Origin of the sequence: Mycobacterium sp. IS-3022 (genome assembly GCF_001500065.1) — a bacterium.
Lineage (GTDB): Bacteria > Actinomycetota > Actinomycetes > Mycobacteriales > Mycobacteriaceae > Mycobacterium.
The window spans coordinates 65,684-85,135 of record NZ_LQIN01000034.1; the positions used below are offsets into that span (position 1 = coordinate 65,684).

General features: G+C 64.3%; 19 protein-coding genes and 2 pseudogenes. 19 read left to right on the forward strand and 2 right to left on the reverse strand.

The features are described from left to right. Window positions 1-9: 9 nt before the first annotated feature. From AU188_RS17390 to AU188_RS17475, 19 genes and pseudogenes are all read left to right on the forward strand, one after another. Entirely contained in the window at window positions 10-690 is a 681-nt protein-coding gene (locus tag AU188_RS17390) for a DUF3108 domain-containing protein (protein WP_059164928.1), read from the forward strand. A gap of 136 nt (window positions 691-826) precedes the next feature. Continuing rightward, window positions 827-1,135 carry a hypothetical protein gene (locus AU188_RS17395; protein WP_156426734.1) on the forward strand — a complete coding sequence of 103 codons (309 nt, stop codon included), beginning with the start codon at window positions 827-829 and terminating at the stop codon, window positions 1,133-1,135. A gap of 297 nt (window positions 1,136-1,432) precedes the next feature. Then, a complete protein-coding gene (locus AU188_RS17400) occupies window positions 1,433-2,290 on the forward strand; it encodes an SDR family NAD(P)-dependent oxidoreductase (protein WP_059164930.1) in 858 nt (285 codons plus the stop codon). After that, the gene (locus AU188_RS17405) at window positions 2,287-3,165 is read left to right on the forward strand and encodes an SDR family NAD(P)-dependent oxidoreductase (RefSeq protein ID WP_059164931.1); all 879 of its coding nucleotides are present in this window, start codon (window positions 2,287-2,289) and stop codon (window positions 3,163-3,165) included. Before AU188_RS17400 ends, AU188_RS17405 begins: the two co-directional genes overlap by 4 nt. Next, window positions 3,162-4,718, forward strand: coding sequence for a flavin-containing monooxygenase (locus AU188_RS17410; RefSeq protein WP_059164932.1), 1,557 nt, complete (start codon window positions 3,162-3,164; stop codon window positions 4,716-4,718). The genes AU188_RS17405 and AU188_RS17410 overlap by 4 nt, the downstream gene beginning before the upstream one ends. 24 nt (window positions 4,719-4,742) lie before the next feature. Continuing rightward, window positions 4,743-5,761: pseudogene (locus AU188_RS17415) on the forward strand (SDR family NAD(P)-dependent oxidoreductase). Beyond that, entirely contained in the window at window positions 5,724-6,626 is a 903-nt protein-coding gene (locus AU188_RS17420; protein ID WP_059099145.1) for a metal-dependent hydrolase, read from the forward strand. Before AU188_RS17415 ends, AU188_RS17420 begins: the two are co-directional and overlap by 38 nt. Window positions 6,627-6,636: 10 nt before the next feature. Next, entirely contained in the window at window positions 6,637-7,626 is a 990-nt protein-coding gene (locus tag AU188_RS17425; RefSeq protein WP_082686681.1) for an SDR family NAD(P)-dependent oxidoreductase, read from the forward strand. After that, window positions 7,623-9,188 carry a flavin-containing monooxygenase gene (locus AU188_RS17430; RefSeq protein WP_059164933.1) on the forward strand — a complete coding sequence of 522 codons (1,566 nt, stop codon included), beginning with the start codon at window positions 7,623-7,625 and terminating at the stop codon, window positions 9,186-9,188. Before AU188_RS17425 ends, AU188_RS17430 begins: the two co-directional genes overlap by 4 nt. 161 nt (window positions 9,189-9,349) lie before the next feature. After that, window positions 9,350-9,460 (forward strand): annotated as a pseudogene (locus AU188_RS26065) (metal-dependent hydrolase); the annotation flags it as partial. Further along, window positions 9,457-10,755 carry a saccharopine dehydrogenase family protein gene (locus AU188_RS17435; protein WP_059164934.1) on the forward strand — a complete coding sequence of 433 codons (1,299 nt, stop codon included), beginning with the start codon at window positions 9,457-9,459 and terminating at the stop codon, window positions 10,753-10,755. The pseudogene AU188_RS26065 and the gene AU188_RS17435, both read left to right, overlap by 4 nt. Continuing rightward, the gene (locus AU188_RS17440; protein WP_059099141.1) at window positions 10,755-11,189 is read left to right on the forward strand and encodes an SRPBCC family protein; all 435 of its coding nucleotides are present in this window, start codon (window positions 10,755-10,757) and stop codon (window positions 11,187-11,189) included. Before AU188_RS17435 ends, AU188_RS17440 begins: the two co-directional genes overlap by 1 nt. A 66-nt stretch (window positions 11,190-11,255) precedes the next feature. Beyond that, on the forward strand, window positions 11,256-11,894 hold the full coding sequence (locus tag AU188_RS17445; RefSeq protein WP_286137539.1) for a TetR/AcrR family transcriptional regulator: 639 nt from the start codon (window positions 11,256-11,258) through the stop codon (window positions 11,892-11,894). 250 nt (window positions 11,895-12,144) lie between these two features. Then, a complete protein-coding gene (locus AU188_RS17450) occupies window positions 12,145-12,849 on the forward strand; it encodes a TetR/AcrR family transcriptional regulator (RefSeq protein ID WP_059099140.1) in 705 nt (234 codons plus the stop codon). 248 nt (window positions 12,850-13,097) lie between these two features. Then, a complete protein-coding gene (locus tag AU188_RS17455) occupies window positions 13,098-13,910 on the forward strand; it encodes a metal-dependent hydrolase (RefSeq protein WP_059165028.1) in 813 nt (270 codons plus the stop codon). Between the two features lie 42 nt (window positions 13,911-13,952). After that, window positions 13,953-14,843: a metal-dependent hydrolase gene (locus AU188_RS17460; protein WP_059164935.1), complete on the forward strand. Its 891-nt coding sequence runs from the start codon at window positions 13,953-13,955 to the stop codon at window positions 14,841-14,843. Continuing rightward, the gene (locus AU188_RS17465; RefSeq protein WP_059164936.1) at window positions 14,840-16,417 is read left to right on the forward strand and encodes a flavin-containing monooxygenase; all 1,578 of its coding nucleotides are present in this window, start codon (window positions 14,840-14,842) and stop codon (window positions 16,415-16,417) included. Before AU188_RS17460 ends, AU188_RS17465 begins: the two co-directional genes overlap by 4 nt. Continuing rightward, window positions 16,414-17,343: an SDR family NAD(P)-dependent oxidoreductase gene (locus AU188_RS17470; protein WP_059164937.1), complete on the forward strand. Its 930-nt coding sequence runs from the start codon at window positions 16,414-16,416 to the stop codon at window positions 17,341-17,343. Before AU188_RS17465 ends, AU188_RS17470 begins: the two co-directional genes overlap by 4 nt. Continuing rightward, entirely contained in the window at window positions 17,340-18,311 is a 972-nt protein-coding gene (locus AU188_RS17475; protein WP_059164938.1) for an oxidoreductase, read from the forward strand. Before AU188_RS17470 ends, AU188_RS17475 begins: the two co-directional genes overlap by 4 nt. 72 nt (window positions 18,312-18,383) lie before the next feature. On the opposite strand, the gene AU188_RS17480 is transcribed toward AU188_RS17475, so the two are convergent. Beyond that, window positions 18,384-18,677, reverse strand: coding sequence for a YciI family protein (locus tag AU188_RS17480; protein WP_172799536.1), 294 nt, complete (start codon window positions 18,675-18,677; stop codon window positions 18,384-18,386). Then, a complete protein-coding gene (locus AU188_RS17485; protein ID WP_059099135.1) occupies window positions 18,674-19,450 on the reverse strand; it encodes a DUF3109 family protein in 777 nt (258 codons plus the stop codon). Before AU188_RS17485 ends, AU188_RS17480 begins: the two co-directional genes overlap by 4 nt. Between the last annotated feature and the right edge of the window lie 2 nt (window positions 19,451-19,452).

Here is a 19,452-nt window from a genome sequence, read left to right on the forward strand (position 1 = left end):
ATCACCGAGATGACGAGCCCGTTCCGCGACCCCGCAATCGCGGATGGAGAGAAGTCGATCTACTCGCTGCGGGTCGATGGCGACTCGACAGTCCGCCAAGTGTCCATTCTTGTAGAGCATGATGGTGACGCCTACCTGTCGTCGTTCGAAGGGGGTTCGGACGACTTGTTCAGGATGAGGGTCGAGCAGCGCATCCGCCGTCAGGACGGCGCCTTGATCGCGGAAAGCTACCGATCAGAAGCACGTTACGAAGGGCGGCTTGTCTCGCGGGAAGAGGGCTACTTCATCGGAACCCGGCATGTCCAGTTCGGTGGCCGAATCGACCCCTTTCCGCAAGGGGTGATGCCCCTGATCGGCGGCCTGACATTGATGCGCGGCATCGACTTCCGCCGCGGCCACAAGTCGAAACACGACCTGTGGCTTGCCTTTTCGCTCCATTGGCCGCTCGAGGTCAAGGTCGAGAAGTGCACGACCGTCGACGTTGCAGCAGGATCGTTCGATGCCTGGCAGGTCCGCATTCGACCTGGTTTCGCTCATATCAACGGATTGCTCGACAAGGTGATAGCGGGATTCCTCCCGCCGTTCACCGCACATTTCGAAGCCAGCGGTGCGCACCGCATGCTGCGATTCAGCTTCCCCACCGGTCCTATGCCGTGGAACCCGCGGGGTGTGCTCGAACTGGCCGCGTAGGTTGGCCCGGGGTTTCGGCTCGGAGGTAATGGTGGTGAGGCGACGAACGCGATGCGAGGGTGGATCAATGCGTCGACCAATGCTCAGGGTGGCACTGTCAATCGCTGCAGTCGCAGTGGGCTTGGGGACTGCGGCAGTGGCCACCGCCAGCGATGGGGAATGCGACATCCTCCTGCGGTCAGCTGATCGGCTGGACAAGACGTTCAACCTGGTTTCGGCGTCCGGAACTCCGCCGTCGGTGGCAGGCCAGATTCGCAGCGCGCTGGCTCCGCTGTTTGGGTTGAGTAGTGCGGCCGCGGTCGACCTCCGGCTGTGGTCCGGCGCGGTGGCTTCGGATATCGACGGCAGCGACCCATATCGATTGACGGCCCCCGGCCAACTCACGAGCGACCTCGGCAGGGCACGGCATCAGTTGACCGTGGCTCGTCAGTACTGCATGGCGTAGGTCCGCCGACTCCCGGAGGTGCGCGCGGACCGGCCGAGCCGCCTGGCACAGCCGACCTACGACTACCGAGATGCGTCGGCGAGGGACGCGGCAGCTTTCGTAATTTACTTTCCCGCACAACGAAGTTCAGCGGCCCGACGGCCAATCCGCGCGCGTGTAAGCGGATGGTGCTGCGGTGTCCGACGACGGTGGCGGCACCACACACAGAAGAGCGCTTCAATCGAGATTGCATTGCTATCTGAATAGTATTATTCTGTCAGTGGGAGTGATCCCGCGCACACGACAAGGAGTCGATGAATGACATTGGCAGTGGTGACGGGCTCGGGGAGCGGGATCGGCAGGGCGACCGCGCAACGATTCGCTCGCAAGGGTGCGACGGTGATCGTCTCCGACATCAACGAAACGACGGGGAACGAAACGGTCGATGCGATCAGGGCCAAGGGCGGCAACGCCGTGTTTCGTCGCCTCGATGTCGCCGACGTCGACGACTGGGAGAACTTCACCGCATGGACTTGCGAAGAGTTCGGCGTGCCCGACGTGGTGGTGAACAACGCCGGCATCCTGATCGGCGGGGGATTTCTCGAGCAATCCGGGGACGACTGGCGACGGATGATCCAGATCAACATGATGAGCCCGCTGATTGGGTCGCGACTTTTCGTCGAGCGAATGGTGGACGCGGGCACGCGCGGCCACATCGTGAATGTTGCGTCCTGTGGTGCGTTCCTTCCGACGGCGCTGGCGCCGTCCTATGTGACCGCGAAAGCCGGCGTCTGGCTCGGAACCCAGGCATTGCGGCAGGAGTTCGGCGGCAAAGGGATTGGTGTCAGCGCGATTTGTCCGGGTCTGATCCGTACCGGGTTGGCGGGCAACGGCACCAGAGCCGGTGTCGGTGCGGACGACAGTGCAGAGTGGGCGGCAAAGCTTGGTGCAGCACATCGGTATATCGGACGCTCACCCGACCGGGTGGCTGCGGCAATCCAGCGTGCCGTGCGGTGGAACATCTCGACTGTTCCGGTCGGCGCTGAGGCGTGGGCCAGTTGGTACCTGTACCGCCTATCGCCGTCATTGGTGCGGGGTCTGAGCGGTTTCGTGCAAATGCCTTTGGCCGACCGGGCGACGGCCTTGGCAGGAAAGATCTTTGGAGGTGCGCGATGAAGACCGTGATCATCACCGGAGCCGCCGCGGGGATCGGCAAGGAGACTGCAAAAGTGTTCGCCCGCAGAGGAGATCGCGTGATCATCGCCGACATCGACGAAGTCGGGGCCGAGGCGACCGCTGGGGAGATCAAGATCGACGGCGGCCAGGCCGTTCCATATCGACTCGACGTGAGTCGCGAGGATCAATGGGAAGATTTCGCCGCCTGGGTGCGGGCCGAGTTCAAGGCCGCAGACGTTCTCGTCAACAACGCGGGCGTGATGGATATCGGCGGCTTTGTCGAAACCACCGTTCCGCAGTGGCAGCGTCTGGTCGATATCGACGTGATGAGCGTCGTGTACGGCTCACGCGTGTTCGCGCAGCAGATGATCGATTCAGGCGTGCGCGGCCACATCGTCAACATCTCGTCGGGGGCGGCGTTCCTGCCGACGCAGTTGGCGCCCGCATACAGTGTCGCGAAAGCCGCTGTGTTGATGGCCTCGCAGTCATTGCGGATTGAACTGCGTCGGCACGGCATTGGCGTCACGGCGATCTGCCCGGGTGTGATCCGGACCGAACTACTGGCGCATGGTGAGCGAAACGGCCTCACCGAGGAACAGCAGTCCGAATGGCGGGCGCAGATGAGGGTGGTCCAGCAGGGAGTCGCGCTGGCCGGGCCGGACCGGGTTGCCCGGGCCATCGAGCGCTCGGTGCGTCGCAACTGGGCCGTGGTTCCGGTCACCCCGGAAGCGTGGTTGGGATACTTCGTGATTCGCCTGTCGCCGAGCCTGATGCGGACGGTCACCTCGGTCGCGTCCTATGACCGGGCCGAACGACTGCTCGGTGTTGCCCAACCACTCCTCAAACGTCTGGCGAATCGAAAGGCGAACGCGTGACGCAGCGCATCGACCACGAGGTCCTGATCGTCGGCGCCGGCTTTGGTGGGATTGGAGCAGCTGTCGAACTGACGAAGGCCGGCGTCGACGACTTTGTCATCGTCGACAAGAACGACGGGATCGGCGGGACCTGGTGGGCGAACACGTATCCGGGTGTGGCGGTCGACATTCCGTCCATCTACTACAGCTTCTCGTATGCGCCACCCAAGAAGTGGACGCGGATGTTCGCACCAGGAGCTGAGGTGCAGCAGTACGCCGAGCAGGTGGTCGATTCGTTCGGCCTACGCTCGCGAATCAGGTTAAGCACAGCCGTCGTCGCTGCCGACTGGGACGAGGAGCAGCACGTCTGGCGGATCCAGCTGCAGTCCGGGGAGACTCTCGTCGCGAGATTCGTCATCGGTGCCGTGGGCGGCCTGGAGGTGCCGAACCTCCCGGACATCGCCGGCATCGACCAGTTTTCGGGCAAGGTGGTTCACACCGCCAACTGGGACCACGACTTCGATTATGCGGGCAAGCGCATCGCGGTTATCGGGACCGGCGCGACGGCGCTGCAGCTGATCCCCGAACTCGCCGATGTGGCAGGTCATCTCAGCGTCTTCCAGCGCACACCGATCTGGGTGGCACCGAAGCCGGACTTTCCGATTCCGACGTTCGTCAGCGCCGCCCTGCTGAGGATGTCGTTGCTGCGGCGCACAATCCGAGCGGCGGTCACCCTGGGAATCGACTTCGGGATCACCGGCATCGGGGTGTTCCACGAGCGCGTGCCGTTTCTCGCGGATTCGCTTCGGCGGGGCGGAGCGGTGGGCTACCGGGCGTGGCTGCGGGGCAACCCCGAGCTGGCCGAGCAACTGACGCCGGCCTACGCGCCTGGCTGCAAGCGGCCGTCGGTGTCCAACCGGTATCTCAAGACGTTCGCAGAACCGCACGTAGACCTTGTCACGGCGCCGATTCGGGAAATCACCGCGACCGATGTGGTCACCGAGGACGGCGTGTCCCACGACGTCGACGTTCTGGTGTGTGCCACCGGGTTCAAGGTGATGGCCAAGGGCTACACACCGCCCTTCCCGCTGCGCGGCGTCGACGGCCTGGATATCGGAGAATTCTTCCACGACAACCGCTTCCAGGCTTACCAGGGTGTTTCGGTGCCGAAGTTCCCGAACAGCTTCCTGATCACCGGCCCTTACGGGTTCGCCGCCGGGTCGTACATCGCCATGATCGAATGCACCAGCCGGCACGCGGCGCGCGCGATCACCGAGGCGCGGCGGCGCGAGGCCACGCGTGTGGAGATCAAGCAGCAACCCCACGATGCCTACTACAACAAGAGTCGGCGGCGCGCCCTGCAGACGTTGTGGCTGTCCCCGGCCTGCGAAGGTTCCAACACGTACTACGTGAACTACCAGGGCGATCCCGCCGCCATCCGCCCGAGCACGCACCTCGAGATGTGGTGGGGAAACAAGCATTTCCCGCTCGATCACTACGCATACTCGCGCCTTCGCCCGGGACGCAGCCGGGACACTGAACTCGAGCCCGTCCCCGCTGGCGCCGTGGGCTGACCTGAGACGATCCCAGGAGAAACTGTGAAGCTCAACCGCCTGCAACCCAAGCTCGTCGTCGTCACCGGCGCCGGCAGCGGCATCGGACGCGCTACGGCGATCAGATTCGCGATGAACGGCGCGCACGTCGTCGTCTCGGACATCGACCTCGACGCCGCCGAGGTGACCACCGAAACGATTCGGGCCAAGGGCCATTCGGCGTCGGCGGCGCGGCTGGACGTGACCGACCCGGATGCGTGGGAGTCGTTCGCCAACGACGTGCGGCAGGAGTTCGGGGTCGCCGACGTCCTGGTCAACAACGCAGGCATCGGCGTCGGCGGCGCCTTCCTGGACCTGACGCCTGAGGCGTGGGACCGTCAGCTTGGTCCCAACCTGATGGGGGTTGTGTACGGCTGCCGCGTGTTAGGTAAGCAGATGGTGGAGCGCGGCCAGGGCGGTCACATCGTCAACATCGCCTCGGCCGCCTCTTACATTCCGCTCGCCGGCGGGTCCGCGTACTGCGTCTCGAAGATCGGGGTCAGGATGCTCACCGAATGCTTGCGAGTTGAACTGGGTCCCAAGGGAATCGGCGTCAGCGCCATCTGCCCGGGTTTGATCAACACCAACATCGGCAACAACGGTGAGACGGTCGGACTGGATACCGAGTTGATCGACCGCGGCAAGGACGTCTTGCAACAGGTCCGTGACTTTGTCGCGAAGCTGCCGGTCCAGCCGCTCAGCCCGGACCTCGTCGCTCGCGCCGCCGTCCGAGCGGTGCGGTTGGACCTGAACGTGGTGCCCGTTCGCACCGAAGCCTGGCTGTTCTACGGGTTGTCCCGGACGGCGCCATCGCTCACCAGGATGATTACCCGTCAGTTCCCGCCGTCCAGACTGCAGGCCTCACTCGCTCGACTGTTGACCTTGATCGACCGCAACGACAGGGAGAACGACGTGACCATCGAAAGCCACTTTCCGACAGCCGAGTCCGTCTCATCCTGACGAAGGGGATCGACCATGGGTATGGCCATGAACATCTTGCAGAAGAACGCCAACCGGGTTCGTAGTGAGCTGAGCTTGGTGCCGCCGAAGGTGCGACGGGTCCGGTTCCCCTTCGGTGAAGAGAAGCCGATGGATCACTTCTTCGCCAACGGCAACATCGCTCTGAGCCACCTAGCCGCAGTGATTTCGGGACTTTTTCCGACGGGAGAGGACTCGCTGATCCGGTCAGCGCGCAGGTTCAGCGGTGAGATCGACGATCCGGTGATGAAGAAGCGGGTTGCGGGCTTCATCGGCCAGGAGTCCACGCACGGCCAAGAGCACAATCGACTGAACCAAACGATCCACGAGATGGGCACCTACCCGATCGCCTCCTGGCTCTTCACCAGGGAAGAATTCCTGGAAAGGACATACACTCGGCTCGAAGAATTCGCGGGCCGGATGTTGCACCTGGGCTTCATGGCGATGCTCGAGCACGGCACCGCCACGGCGACGCGACGCTTGTTGACCAGCGAGGAATTGCAGTCGATGCTAACGGATCCCAACGTGCGAGGGATCCTCAATTGGCATGCTCTGGAAGAGCTGGAACACAAGTCGGTGTTGTTCGACCTGTACCAACACAAGGGTGGATCTGAGTTGGTGCGCGTCGTGGTTGTGGGTCTGCCCACGGTGTTGTTGTTCTACCCGTTCCTGTTCGGTCTCACCCTGGCCTCGGCACTTGGCGATCCCGCCGCGCGGCGGCAACCGATGAAGTTCCTGCGGGATCTGATCAGTGTGCTCCGTGGACCGCTCGGACCGGGGGTGATCCTCGAGCTCGGTGAGTTCCTGAAGCCGGGTTGGCATCCCGACGACATCGACACCGAAGACCTGGTCCAGGAGTGGCAACTGAAGTTGTTCGGCGCCAACGGCGATCTGGTGGATCGCGTCCGATGAGGAGACAACCGTGAAGCTCAACCGCCTGCAACCCAGGCTCGTCGTTGTCACCGGTGCCGGTAGCGGCATCGGCCGCGCGACCGCGATCAGATTCGCCAAGCGCGGCGCCCACGTGGTGGCGTCCGATATCGACCTCGCCGCAGCCGAGGTGACCACAGAAACGATTCGGGCCAATGGCCATTCGGCGTCGGCGGCCCGGCTGGACGTGACCGACCCGGATGCGTGGGAGTCGTTCGCCGATGGCGTGCTCGAGGAATTCGGCGTCTCCGACGTTCTGGTCAACAATGCCGGCATCGTGGTTGCCGGTGACTTCCTCGACATGACGGCTGAGGCGTGGGACCGCCAACTCGGTCCTAACCTGACGGGGGTCGTCCACGGCTGCCGTGTGTTCGGCAGGCAGATGGTCGAGCACGGCGAAGGCGGGCACATCGTCAACATCGCGTCCGCGGCCTCCTACGCGCCCTTGCCCGGAACTTCCGCGTACTGCGTCTCGAAGGCCGGCGTCAGGATGCTCACCGAGTGCCTTCGAGTTGAGCTGGGCCCCAGAGGAATCGGGGTCAGTGCCGTCTGCCCCGGGGTGATCAACACCAACCTGTTCAAGAACGCGGACACGGTCGGAATCGACGCCGACTTGATCGATCAGGGCAAGGACGTCCTGCAGCAGATCCGTGACTACGCTGCGAAACTGCCGGTCCAGCCGCTCAGCCCGGACCTCGTCGCACGCGCTGCGGTCAGGGCGGTGCGCTTTGACCTCAACGTTGTGCCGGTGCGAACCGAAGCCTGGCTGACCTACGGATTGTCGCGGGTGGCGCCGTCGCTCACCAGGGCGATCGTGCGGCAGTTCCCGGTCTCCCGGCTGGAGACCGGCGGAGCGCGGCTCCTGACCCTGCTCAATCGCGACCGCGAGGCAGCCGGAGAACCCATCGAGGTGCGGATCTACGACGCCGACGGCGAGCTTGTCGACACATCGGTGCAACCCAATGAAGGGAAAACGGCATGACGCAGGCAATTAGCCGGCCGCAGTACGAGGTGGCGATCATCGGTGCTGGGCCGGCCGGAATCGCCATCGGCGCAAAGCTGCGCATGGCCGACATCGATGACTTCGTCATCATCGAGCGGGCCGACGACATGGGCGGCAGCTGGCACGAAAACCACTATCCGGGCCTCGGCGTCGACGTTCCGGCGCTGGCCTACCAGTACTCGTTCGCGCGGAACGCGAAGTGGTCCCGGCTCTTTCCGCACGGCGCCGAAGTCAAGCAGTATCACGCCGATGTGGCCGCCCGGTTCGGGCTGTACGAACGAACCCGGTTCAACTGCAACGTCGAGAAGGAGGTGTGGGATGACGAAGGCCGGTTCTGGAAGTTGCACATGCACGACGGCTCGATCGTCACCGCACGCTTCCTGGTCAGCGCCGTCGGTGCTTTCGTACGGCCGAAGGAGGACGTCGGGATCCCCGGGGCGAAGTCGTTCAAGGGCAAGGTGTTACGGCCGAGCTCGTGGGACCACGACTATGACCTGAGCGGTAAGGCCGTGGGCATCATCGGTACCGGTGCCAGCGCGGTGCAGATCATTCCGTCCATCGCACCGGAGGTGAAGAATCTCACGGTGTTTCAGCGCACTCCGGTGTGGTCGGTGCCGAAGCCCGACTTCGCCGTACCTCGGGCCGTGCAGCTCGTGCTGTCGATACCGGGACTGGCGGCGACCATCCACGGCGGCGCACTGGTGGTCATGGATCTATTGCTGCGTTCGCTTACCAAGCCGCCCGCACGGGCCGTTCGGCCAGTGATGGACAAGTTCGACGCGTGGACGATCAACGGCTACCGGCGCTACGTCGGACGCGTGGTCAAGGATCCGGTGACCGCGGACAAGCTCACGCCGAACTTCGGCGTCCTGGCCAAGCGGCCGACCTTGTCGAGCGCGTACTTGAGGGCCTACAACAAAGACAACGTCGCCCTCATCACCGAGCCCATCGAGAAGATCACCGCGACGGGGGTGAAGACCCGCGACGGCGTGCTGCACAAGCTCGACGCTCTGATACTGGCCACTGGATACGAGGTGTTCTCCGACCCGGAGACGTATCGACCTGGAACAGTCGTTGGCCGTGGCGGATTCGACCTCGCCACGTTCTACCGCGACGAGGGATTGCAGGCCTACGAGAGCGTCTCGGTGCCCGGGCTGCCCAATCGGTGGACCCTCGTCGGGCCCTACTCGTGGACGGGATCGGGCTGGCATTCCTTCGTCGAGATGACTGCAGATCACGCGGTGCGGGCGATCACCGAGACACGCAGACGCGGGGCGACGATATGCGAGATACGCAAGGAGGCGGCCGAGCGCTACCACGGTGCTATGTATGAGCGAGGCGAGGCCCTGCGCTACTACTTGGCCGACCTCAACGGCCACGTTCCCACGTACTACCGGAACTCGCAGGGGGACAGTACTTATATCCGGCCGTCGGGCTTCTTCGAGGCCAGCCGCGGCAACCGCAAGTTCCCGCTCGACGACTACCGATACGAGGTGGCCGTCGACGCGGCCTCCCCGTCCGACGTCGCGGCATTCGCGTAGGCGAGAGGAACACCGTGGCAGTCCTGGAATCTCTATTCATACGCAATGCGAGGAGCCATCGGTCACCGTTGAGTTTGGTGCTACCGAAGTTGCGGCGCATGCGCTTTCGCTTCGGCGAACCGGTGCCCATGTCCCCGAAATTGGTGCGCGAACTCGCCAAGTTCACCCGCCCCGGCTTTCACCCGGACGACATCGACACCGAGGACCTCGTTCAGGAGTGGCAGCTCAAGCTGTTCGGCGCCAACGGCGACCTCGTGGACCGCGTCCGGTGAAGAAGTCTTGGGCGTCCCGGCGGGGGAAGCGCGAGTTCGACATCGTTGTTTTCGGCGCTACCGGGGTCGCGGGTGCCGCGACGGCGAGGTATCTGGCTGACCATGCGCCGCAGGGTGTTTCGGTCGCGCTGGCCGGACGCAATCGCGCGAAGTTAGAACAGGTTCGCCGCTCGCTGCCCGACCGGGCGGCCGATTGGACCCTCATCGAGGCCGACGCAGGATCGCCGGCGTCAATGGACGCCATGGCCACGCGGACGCGGGTGGTCATGACGACCGTGGGCCCGTGGCTACGGTATGGCGAGAACCTGGTCGCTTCGGCGGTGAACGCCGGCACCCATTATCTCGACCTGACCGCCGAGACGCCGTTCGTGCGCTGGTCCATCGACAAGTTTCACGATCAGGCGGCGCAGAACGGGACGAGGATCATCCATTCGTGCGGATTCGATTCCGTGCCTTCGGATGTGACGGCGTACCTGTTGCACCGCGCCGCCGCCGACGACGGCGAAGGCACGCTCGGCGACACGACCATGATCCTCCGTCAGATATGGGGTTGGGTGTCGGGCGGATCGGTTGACTCATTCCGAGTTATCGCCGGGCTCGTCGGAAATCGCCCACAGCTGCGTCAGGTGCTGGACCCGGACGCCTTGACGAACAACCCCGGTGAATCACGGCCGCGGCCCAAGCAACCGTTCGACGGCAGGATCATCAACGCGGCCAGGGTCGATCCGTCACTGCGCGGGACGCTCGCGCCTTTCCCGGTGTCGATCTACAACACCAGGATCGTGCGACGCACCAACGCCTTACTCGGCGACGCGTACGGACCCGACTTCCGGTACAGCGAAGGCATCAGGCTGGTTCGGTTGCCCATCGTGTCGACAGTCGTCGCCGGGGCCGTTGTCCTCGGCTGCGCGGTGGCCTTCGCATCGATGGCAACCCCGCCGATCCGCCGAGCGCTCGATATCGTGTTGCCCAAGCCCGGCACGGGCCCGAGCGATAAGACGATGGACAGGGGATACCTCGGGGTCGAGACGTACACGCGGACATCGACAGACGCCCGGTACGTGGCCACGTTCAAGCTCGCGGGCGACCCCGGTTACAAGGGAACCGCAGTGATGTTCGCCGAGTGCGCGCTCGGACTGGTGCTCGATGCTGACCGGCTTCCCGTCAGAGCCGGCGTACTGACACCGGTGGCCGCACTCGGTGACGTCCTCGTCGAACGACTGAGGGCGGCCGGCGTCACGCTGGAATGCGCGAGATCGGACAATGACATGACGACGAGTGGAATGAGGGCATAGTGGCCAACGCAACAGTCACGCGGGTAGTACCCGCACCGCGCGCGATCGTGTACGACGTATTCGCCGACAGGGATGGGTATTCCAGGTTCCTTCCGCTTCAGATGCGCCTGGTACAGGAGGGCGTCGACGAACGCCAGGGGGTGGGTGCGGTGCACCAGCTGGGTCTCGGTCCGATCGGCGTAAAGGAGCGCATCACCGAACTCGTGCCGCTCGAACGGATCTCCTACGAACTGATCGCAGGCGCACCGGTGCGGCGCCACATCGGTGAGATCACCTTCGCCGACGACGGCGACGGGACTCGGGTGACTTACCGGATGGACAGCACGCCATCAATTCCGGTGCCGGGGTCGCTGCTCGCACTCGCGCTGCGTGGCCTGACCTCGGTCATGGTCCGCGGCGCGGCGCGGGAAGCTCGACGGCAGGCTGCTGGCTAGCACGCACTCACTATTCAGATAGCGGTAGTATGTCTCTCATCCTGGACTAGCAAAGCGGAGGGTGAAGTGGCTGCTCGGAAGGTGCTGACTCGCGCTGAGAGTCAGGCCCAGACCCGACAAGCCCTCCTGGATGCCGCCGAGCAGTTGTTCTACACCAACGGGTACCACGCCACATCCATCGCGGCGATCGCCGCTGAAGCCGGTCGGACCATCGGGGCGGTCTACAGCAACTTCGACAGCAAGGAATCGCTCTGCCGCGAGGTGATGCGAATCCGGTTCATGTCGGAGGTCACTGCGCTGATGGAAGGCATTGTCCGCGCGGGTGATTCGATGGATGCGCGATTCGAAGCATTGTCGGCGTGGTGGACCCGGCTGGCAACTGAGACGTCTCTGGTCACCTTCGCGGCCGAGTATCTGACGAGCACCTTCAATGACGCTGACCAGGTCGCAGCCAACCGCGATGTCATCGCACGGATCACGGAATCGGTCCGGGCAGTGCTCGGGGACGCGCTTCCCGAGGGGATCTCCGAGACGGATCCGAGGCTGGACGACGCAATCAATGCCGTCGTGTCCACGGGCACGGGGCTGGCGATCGGCCAGGCCATCGGCCTCTTCGACGGCGAGCAGGGCGCAAGTTTGATGGTCGCCACGCTCCGCATGTGGCTCGAGAAGCTGGAAAGTGGAACCGAGGTCGTCGCCACATAGTTTCCTGTTAGAGCGCAAAGTCGCTGACTGAACCCGAACAACGGCGGCGGCACGAGCACCACGAGCGCGTCTGCTGGGCGGTTCAGCAGAAACCGCCGTAAGGGTTTCGGTCACGAATACAAGTTCATGAGCTGGTCGGCCGGCGGCGCAGGAGCACTTTCTAGGGTTTCGACCCTCCGCAGGCGGATCGCAGGCAGGCCGCGCTCGCGCGCCGCCGACCGGCGAGAGCTGGCTGAATTACGATCGGCGTATGCCGGCAGATGCCACCCGCCTCGCCGCGCGACTGTCGGAGCCGACGGGCGACGCGCGGACCGACCGCTGGCGCGCGCACCGCGCAACGGTACGGACGGAGTTGATCGAGGCGACGCTGCGCGCCATCGACGAGTACGGGCCGGAACTTTCGATCGATGACGTGGTCAAGACGGCCGGCGTGCCACGGCCGAAGCTGTACCGCTTCTTCGCCGACAAGGAGACGCTGTTCACCGCGGTCGGTGAACGGGTGCAGGAGCTGATCATTGAGCGGGTCGTGCCGAGATTCCATCTCGCCGGTACGGCGTTGGAGCTCGTTCGCTCTGCTTTGGTCGGTTACATCGACCTGGTGGACGAGCGGCCCAATCTCTTTCGGTTCCTGGTCGGTTCGCATTTCAGCGACGGCAAGTCAAGTGCCGAGCTGATTGAAAGCGGCCGAGGTCTGTCCGATGCGACCACCGCGATCGTTGCGGCGATGCTGACTGCTCGCGGTGGCAACGGGGACAACCTGCAGTACGTGGTCGACGGCATTCTCGGGGCCGTGGCGCTCGGCGTATTGCGATGGCTCAACGAGCCGACTATCAGCAAGGACGAGCTGATCGATGAGCTGAGCACCCTGCTCTGGGGCGCATTGTCGGCAACGGCTGCTGCGCGCGGCGTGGCCATAGATCCTGACGAGCAGCTGCCGCTGTTCGAAACCGACTGACCCGCGCCGGAAGCGGCTCGTCTCCTCGATCGCGATTCTCGAAGAACGTCATTATTCAAAACCCTTGCGCGTCGCAGCGCCGCGACTTAGGCTGAGATCACCTAGTACTAGCGGTACTAGTTACTGAATGTTCGAGAAAAGGGCGGGCAACCGTGAACGAACGCAGTGGGCAAGGGTCGGCAGTAACGAAAGCGCGAAGCGCGACACTTTCTCAGCCAGAGACCAGGCCTCATCCCAAGACCAGGCGGATCCGCTTCCGTTTCAACGAGGAAGCCACCAAGAAGTACTTCGTCGCCGGCGACATGGTGTACAGCCATTTCGTCGCCGGACTCTCGGCGGGATTCCCTCCGGGTGAAGAGGGGTTCATCCGGTCGGTGCGCCGCTTCGCGGACCTCATCACCGATCCGGACCTCAAGAAGCGGGTGGCCGGCTTCATTGGCCAGGAGTCGATGCACGGCCAGGAGCACCGCCACCTCAACGAGAAGCTGGTCGAGATGGGCTATGCCATCCAGTGGTGGGACTCGAAGCGGTTGAAGGCCGGGCAGATACGTCTCGAGGAGCGGCTGCCCGCGAAGGTGCACCTGGCGATGACCGCCGCCGCGGAGCACTACACCGCCGTGCTGGCCGAGCGGGTGCTCTCCAGCGAGGAAATCCAGTCGATCCCCGCCGAACCGGAGATGTGGCACCTGCTCAACTGGCATGCGCTGGAGGAACTGGAGCACAAGTCCGTGGCGTTCGACGTGTACCGCGCGGTCGGCGGCACCGAGCGCACGCGTATTGCGGTGATGGCCGTTATGTACGCGTTGACCGTTCCGGTGACCCTGGTCTCGCTGGGCGTTTCGATAGGTCGTGACCCGATCGCGCGTCGCCAACCGCGCCGCCTGGCGCGTGAGGCGTACAAGTTGTTCACCGGTCCGGTGTTCAAGGGCCTGCCAAGTGAACTCGCCAAGTACATGCGCCCGGGATTCCATCCTGACGACATCGATACCACTGCGCTGCTCGAGCGGTGGCAGGACGAACTCTTCGGCGCCAGCGGCGTCCTCGTCGACCATCTGAAATAGACAGCCAACCTGAAATAGACAGCCACAAGGAAGGATTCGACCATGACAACGGAGTCACTGGCGACCGGCGACACTTCGACGACCGGCGCGTACCCGACGGTCCGTCGGATGAGGTTCCCATTCGGCGAGCCCGAACCCATCCGGCGCCACTTCGTCGAAGGCGACATCGTGATGAGCCACCTCGTGGCCGTGCTGTCCGGAGCGTTTCCGCCCGGCGAGGAGTCGTTCATTCGGTCGGTGCGCCGCTTCTCCGACCAAATCACCGATCCAGTCTTGAAGAAGCGGGTCGCGGGCTTCATCGGCCAGGAGTCCGTGCACGGCCAGGAGCATCGCAAGCTCAACGCGCACCTGGCCGACCTGGGCTATCCGCTGGTCCGCTTCCTGCTGTTCTCACCGACGAGTGTGCGGCAGAAGCTCATGCTGCGCATCGAGAAACTGTTCCCCGCGAAGGTGCACCTGGCGATGACGGCCGCTGCCGAACACTACACCGCCGTATTGGGAGCGCGGGTGCTGTCCAAGGACGAAATCCAGGCGATCCCTGGTGATCCCGAGGTGTGGCACCTACTGAACTGGCACGCGATGGAAGAACTCGAGCACAAGTCGGTCGCCTTCGATGTCTATCGCGCGGTTGGCGGTTCGGAGCGGATCCGCATCGCGGTGATGTGGTTCATGTACTACCTGACGATCCCGTTCGTCACGGCTGCGGTGTCGGTGTCCATGCTGATGGATCCGACCGCGTGGCGCCCCGTCAAGGTGTTGCGGCAGACCTATCACATCTTCCGCGGTCCGCTTCTGCGCGGATTCATGCCGGAGATCCGAGAGTACCTACGACCCGGCTTTCACCCCGACGATGTCCGGACCGGCGAGCTACTCGAACGCTGGCAACGGGAACTGTTCGGAGCCGACGGCGAACTCGTCGGTTACGTGAAATGACGACGAGCACAGATATCGAGCGTCCGCCGGTCGCGGAGCGCATCGACCCCGACCACGAGGTAGTGGTAGTCGGTGCGGGATTCGGCGGAATCGGCACCGGTATCGCGTTGCAGCGTAAAGGCATTCACGACTTCGTCATTCTCGACAAGTGGGATCACGTCGGAGGCACGTGGCATGCAAACACCTATCCCGGTGTGGCGGTCGACATCCCCTCGGTGATCTACAGCTTCTCCTACGAACAGCGGGGCGACTGGTCACGCGTCTTCGCGCCCGGCGCCGAACTGCGCGACTACGCCGACCGCATGGTGGACAAGTATGGCCTGCGGGACAAGCTGCGACTGAACACCACGGTCATCGGCGCGACCTTCGACGAGCGCAACAGCCTGTGGCGGTTGACCGTCGACGGTGGGGCAGAGATCACCGGCCGGTATGTCGTGATGGCGGTCGGTGGGCTGGAACGGCCCAAGATGCCGGATATTCCAGGTCTGCACGACTTCGGTGGCGTACTGATGCACACCGCACTGTGGGACCACGACGTAGCCCTGGATGGCAAGCGGGTGGCCGTGATCGGGACCGGCGCGACGTCGCTGCAATTGGTTCCGGCGATCGTCGACGAGGTCGAGCATCTCACCGTCTTCCAGCGCACCCCGATCTGGGTGTTCCCCAAGCGGGACGCTGAGATCCGCGGCGTCCTACGTAGAGTGATGGAGCAGCGACAGCTGCGTTCCGCGGTTCGGGGTCTCGGCACGATCGCGACGGAGATCGGGATGAGCGGGATGCTGGCCGGCCCGGGGTGGCTGGTCAACTCGACGCGCAAGCTCGCCGAGGCACCTGTGAGGGCGTGGATGCGCAGCCAGGTCAAGGACCCGGTGACCAGAGAGAAACTGATCCCGCGCTACGGGCTTGGCTGCAAACGGCCGTCGATGTCCAACGACTACCTGACGACATTCAACCGCAGCGACGTCAGCCTGGTCACCGACTCCATCGAGCGGATCACCCCGAACGGGGTGCTGACCGCGGACGGCGTCGAGCACCAGGTCGACGTTCTGATCTGCGCGACCGGATTCAAACTGTGGGAGCGCGATTCGGTTCCACCCTTCCCGGTCGTCGGCCGTGCCGGCGTCGACGCCGGGGAGTTCTGGGCGGTCAACCGGTTCCAGGCGTACCAAGGGGTTTCGGTACCCGGTTTTCCGAACATGTTCATGATCACCGGACCGTACGGCTTCGTACTGGGCTCTTACCTGTGGATGATCGAGGCCACATCGGCGCATCTGAGCCGAGCGATCGCCGAAGCCAAGCGGCGCGATGCCCTGGAGGTGGAGATCCGCCAAGAAGTCCACGACGCGTACTTCCAGAAGTGCCTCCGGCGCCAGGAGCGCAACTTCCTGTTCACGCCGGCGTGCGAGGGCTCCAACACCTACTACATCGACTATCACGGCGACTCGCCGTTCCGACCGACCACGCACGGCGAGATGTACTGGCACAACCGCCATTACGACCTCGACGTCTACCACTACGGTACCGGCACCGGAACCGTCCGCGAACTGGCAGCTACGTCGAAAGAAGCCCTGTGAAGTTCAACAACCTCAAACCGGAAGTCGTCGTTGTCACCGGCGCCGGTAGCGGTATCGGGCGGGCGACCGCGATCCGCTTCGCCAAACTCGGTGCCCACGTGGTGGTTTCGGATATCGACCTCGACTCTGCAGAGGCCACAGCGGCGATGATCAAGGGTGTAGGCAACCGAGCATCGGCAATGCTGCTGGACGTGACCGACCCCGACGCCTGGGAACTGTTCGCTCGCGAGGTGCGTGCCGACTTCGGGGTGCCGGACGTTGTGGTCAACAACGCCGGGATCGTCGTCGGCGGCCCGTTCCTCAAGCTGTCCGCCGAGGATTGGGACAAGCAACTGGGCATCAACCTGATGGGTGTGGTGCACGGCTGTCGGGTGTTCGGCACCATGATGGTCGAGCGGGGCAGAGGCGGGCACATCGTCAACATCGCATCGGCAGCGGCCTTCACGCCCACACCGGTGATGGCGCCGTACTCGGTGTCCAAGGCCGGGGTGAAGATGCTGAGCGAATGCCTACGCCTGGAGCTCGGCCCGCACGGTATCGGTGTCAGCGCGATCTGTCCGGGTGTGATCAGTACCAACATCGGTGACCGGGCGGTGACCGTCGGCGTCGACCCTGAAATCATCGAGCGTGGCAAGCAATTGACCCGGCAGCTGCAGGAGTTCGCCGAGAAGCTTCCGTTCTCGCCGATGAGCCCTGATTTGGTGGCCCGGGCGGCCGTGCGAGCGGTCCGCTACGACCTCGCGGTCGTGCCGGTGCGGACCGAGGCATGGCTGGGGTACTTCATGTTGCGCATCGCGCCGGGCATCAATCGGCGGATGGCACAACCGTTCTCGATCAGCTTCGCCGAGACGGTGGGGGCTCGATTATTGGCGCGGGTCGCACCGAGAACCACCGTCGAGGAGTCAGGGATGGCCGAAGTCCGATGACGCGAACGAGGTTGCAGGTCGACAACTTCCGATCGGCGGACATCCCCGATCAGGCCGGTAAGACCATGGTGATAACCGGTGCGAACAACGGCCTCGGTCTCCAGGCTGCGACTGCGCTCGCGGCTGCCGGCGCGCGAATTATTTTGGCCTGCCGCAACCAGATGACCGGCCTCGAAGCACTCGACCGGGTGCGATTGGCCGGGCCAGGAGCCGAGCACCATCTCGTTCCGCTCGATCTCGCCGATCTGGGTTCGGTGCGGGAGTCCGCCGCCGAAGTCGTGGAGGTAGCGCCGAGCATCGACGTGCTCATCAACAACGCCGGCCTGATGGCCATTCCCTTCGCCCGAACAGCCGATGGCTTCGAGATGCAGATCGGCACGAACCATTTCGGCCACTTCGCATTCACCGACGGGGTGCTGCCCGCGCTACTGGCCACGTCCGAACCCCGGGTCGTCACGCTGTCCAGCATCGCCCACCGTCAGGGGCTCATCGTCCTCGCCGATCTCAACTTCGAGCTGCGCGAATACGGACGCATGTCGGCCTACTCGCAATCCAAATTGGCCAACCTGCTATTCGGGGCGGAACTGGCGCGACGCAGTGACGCCGCCGGGCTCGCGCTGAAGTCGGTGATCGCCCATCCCGGGGTGGCCGCAACCAACTTGTTCGATTCGATGGTTCCGCCGATTCCGGGAGCGGTGCAACTAATGCACGTCGCGCTTCGGTTGTTCACCAACAGCGAGGAAAGCGGTGCGCTGAGCCAGTTGTACGCGGCAACGATGCCCGACGTACGCAACGGCGACTATCTCGGTCCGAACCGATTGTTCGGGGTCCGCGGGCCGGTGAGCCGATCGCCGCGCAGCGCAGCAGCGCGCAATGCACAGTTGGCGGCGGAGCTGTGGGAGAAGTCGGTCGAGCTCACGGGTGCGCGATACGACGCTCTCGAGTCGGTTGACAAACTCGAGAAGTAGCCCGCCGAAACTGGGTTACCTTCACTTGACTTCGAGGCGTGATCGCGTGCCACAACCCGACACTCGCCGCACCTAGCCCGTCGTGCCGCCCATGATCTCGAACACGTCGAAGGTGTTGACACCGGCGGTGACCGACGGGTCGCGCTCGGCGATCGCGAGCACCTCGGCGCGGTCGGTGGCGCGCAGCACGCCCATTCCCCAGACACCTTCCGGATCTGCGACCGGTCCGTAGACGACGACGTGACCGTCGGCGAGCAGTTGCTGCCAGTACTCCTGATGCGCGGCCATGGCCTGCTGCTCGGCGGGCGTCATGGTCTGGGCGAAATCCGCTCGCGGCGGAATTAGCCGGAACAGGAACAGGTTCATCCGGCCAGCCGAGTCGCGGGATGCACGGCGATGAGCCCTAAACCGCTGCGCCGCTTGCACATCGCCGCGAGCTCCGCATACGCCTTCTCGCCGAGCAGTTCGGTCAGCTCGGGCCCGTAGGACTCCCAGACCGGCTTGCTGCCGACGTGCGCGTTCGGATCGCCGGTGCAGTACCAGTGCAGATCCGCGCCGCCTTCACCCCAGCCGCGACGGTCGTACTCGGTGATCCACGTCTTGAGGATTTCGGTCCCGTCGGGCCGCTCCACCCACTCCTGCGTGCGCCGGATCGGCAGCTGCCAGCACACGTCGGGTTTCATCGTCAGCGGTTCGACACCCAGCTTGAGTGCCTTGCTGTGCAGTGCGCAGCCGATGCCACCGGGAAAGCCGGGCCGGTTGAGAAAGATGCAGGCGCCCTTGTGTTTTCGGGTGCGCAGGTTGGGCTTGTCGTCGTAGGAGTCCATCTCGAGGTACCCCTTCTTACCGAGCCCCTTCTCGCGGAACTGCCAGTCCTCGTCGGTCAGCGTCTTGACCGCGTCGTCCAGGCGGGCGATGTCGTCCTTGTCGGACAGGAACGCGCCGTGCGAGCAGCAGCCGTCGTCCGGGCGCCCCTCGACCGTGCCCTGGCAGGCCGGTGTGCCGAACACACACGTCCAGCGGGAGCACAGCCACGTCAAATCGGCTGCGATCAGATGCTCGGGATTGTCCGGGTCGTAGAACTCGACCCACTCACGGGCGAAATCGAGTTCGACCTCGCCGGGATGCGATGCGCTCACGG

Bases quoted from the DNA above. Each gene is read 5' to 3' on its own strand.
- AU188_RS17450 (WP_059099140.1), top strand. From the start codon at position 12,145: ATGCCGGCAGATGCCACCCGCCTCGCCGCGCGACTGTCGGAGCCGACG.
- AU188_RS17430 (WP_059164933.1), top strand. From the start codon at position 7,623: ATGACGCAGGCAATTAGCCGGCCGCAGTACGAGGTGGCGATCATCGGT.
- AU188_RS17390 (WP_059164928.1), top strand. From the start codon at position 10: ATGACGAGCCCGTTCCGCGACCCCGCAATCGCGGATGGAGAGAAGTCG.
- AU188_RS17400 (WP_059164930.1), top strand. From the start codon at position 1,433: ATGACATTGGCAGTGGTGACGGGCTCGGGGAGCGGGATCGGCAGGGCG.
- AU188_RS17475 (WP_059164938.1), top strand. From the start codon at position 17,340: ATGACGCGAACGAGGTTGCAGGTCGACAACTTCCGATCGGCGGACATC.
- AU188_RS17420 (WP_059099145.1), top strand. From the start codon at position 5,724: ATGAACATCTTGCAGAAGAACGCCAACCGGGTTCGTAGTGAGCTGAGC.
- AU188_RS17465 (WP_059164936.1), top strand. From the start codon at position 14,840: ATGACGACGAGCACAGATATCGAGCGTCCGCCGGTCGCGGAGCGCATC.
- AU188_RS17480 (WP_172799536.1), bottom strand. From the start codon at position 18,677: ATGAACCTGTTCCTGTTCCGGCTAATTCCGCCGCGAGCGGATTTCGCC.
- AU188_RS17460 (WP_059164935.1), top strand. From the start codon at position 13,953: ATGACAACGGAGTCACTGGCGACCGGCGACACTTCGACGACCGGCGCG.
- AU188_RS17405 (WP_059164931.1), top strand. From the start codon at position 2,287: ATGAAGACCGTGATCATCACCGGAGCCGCCGCGGGGATCGGCAAGGAG.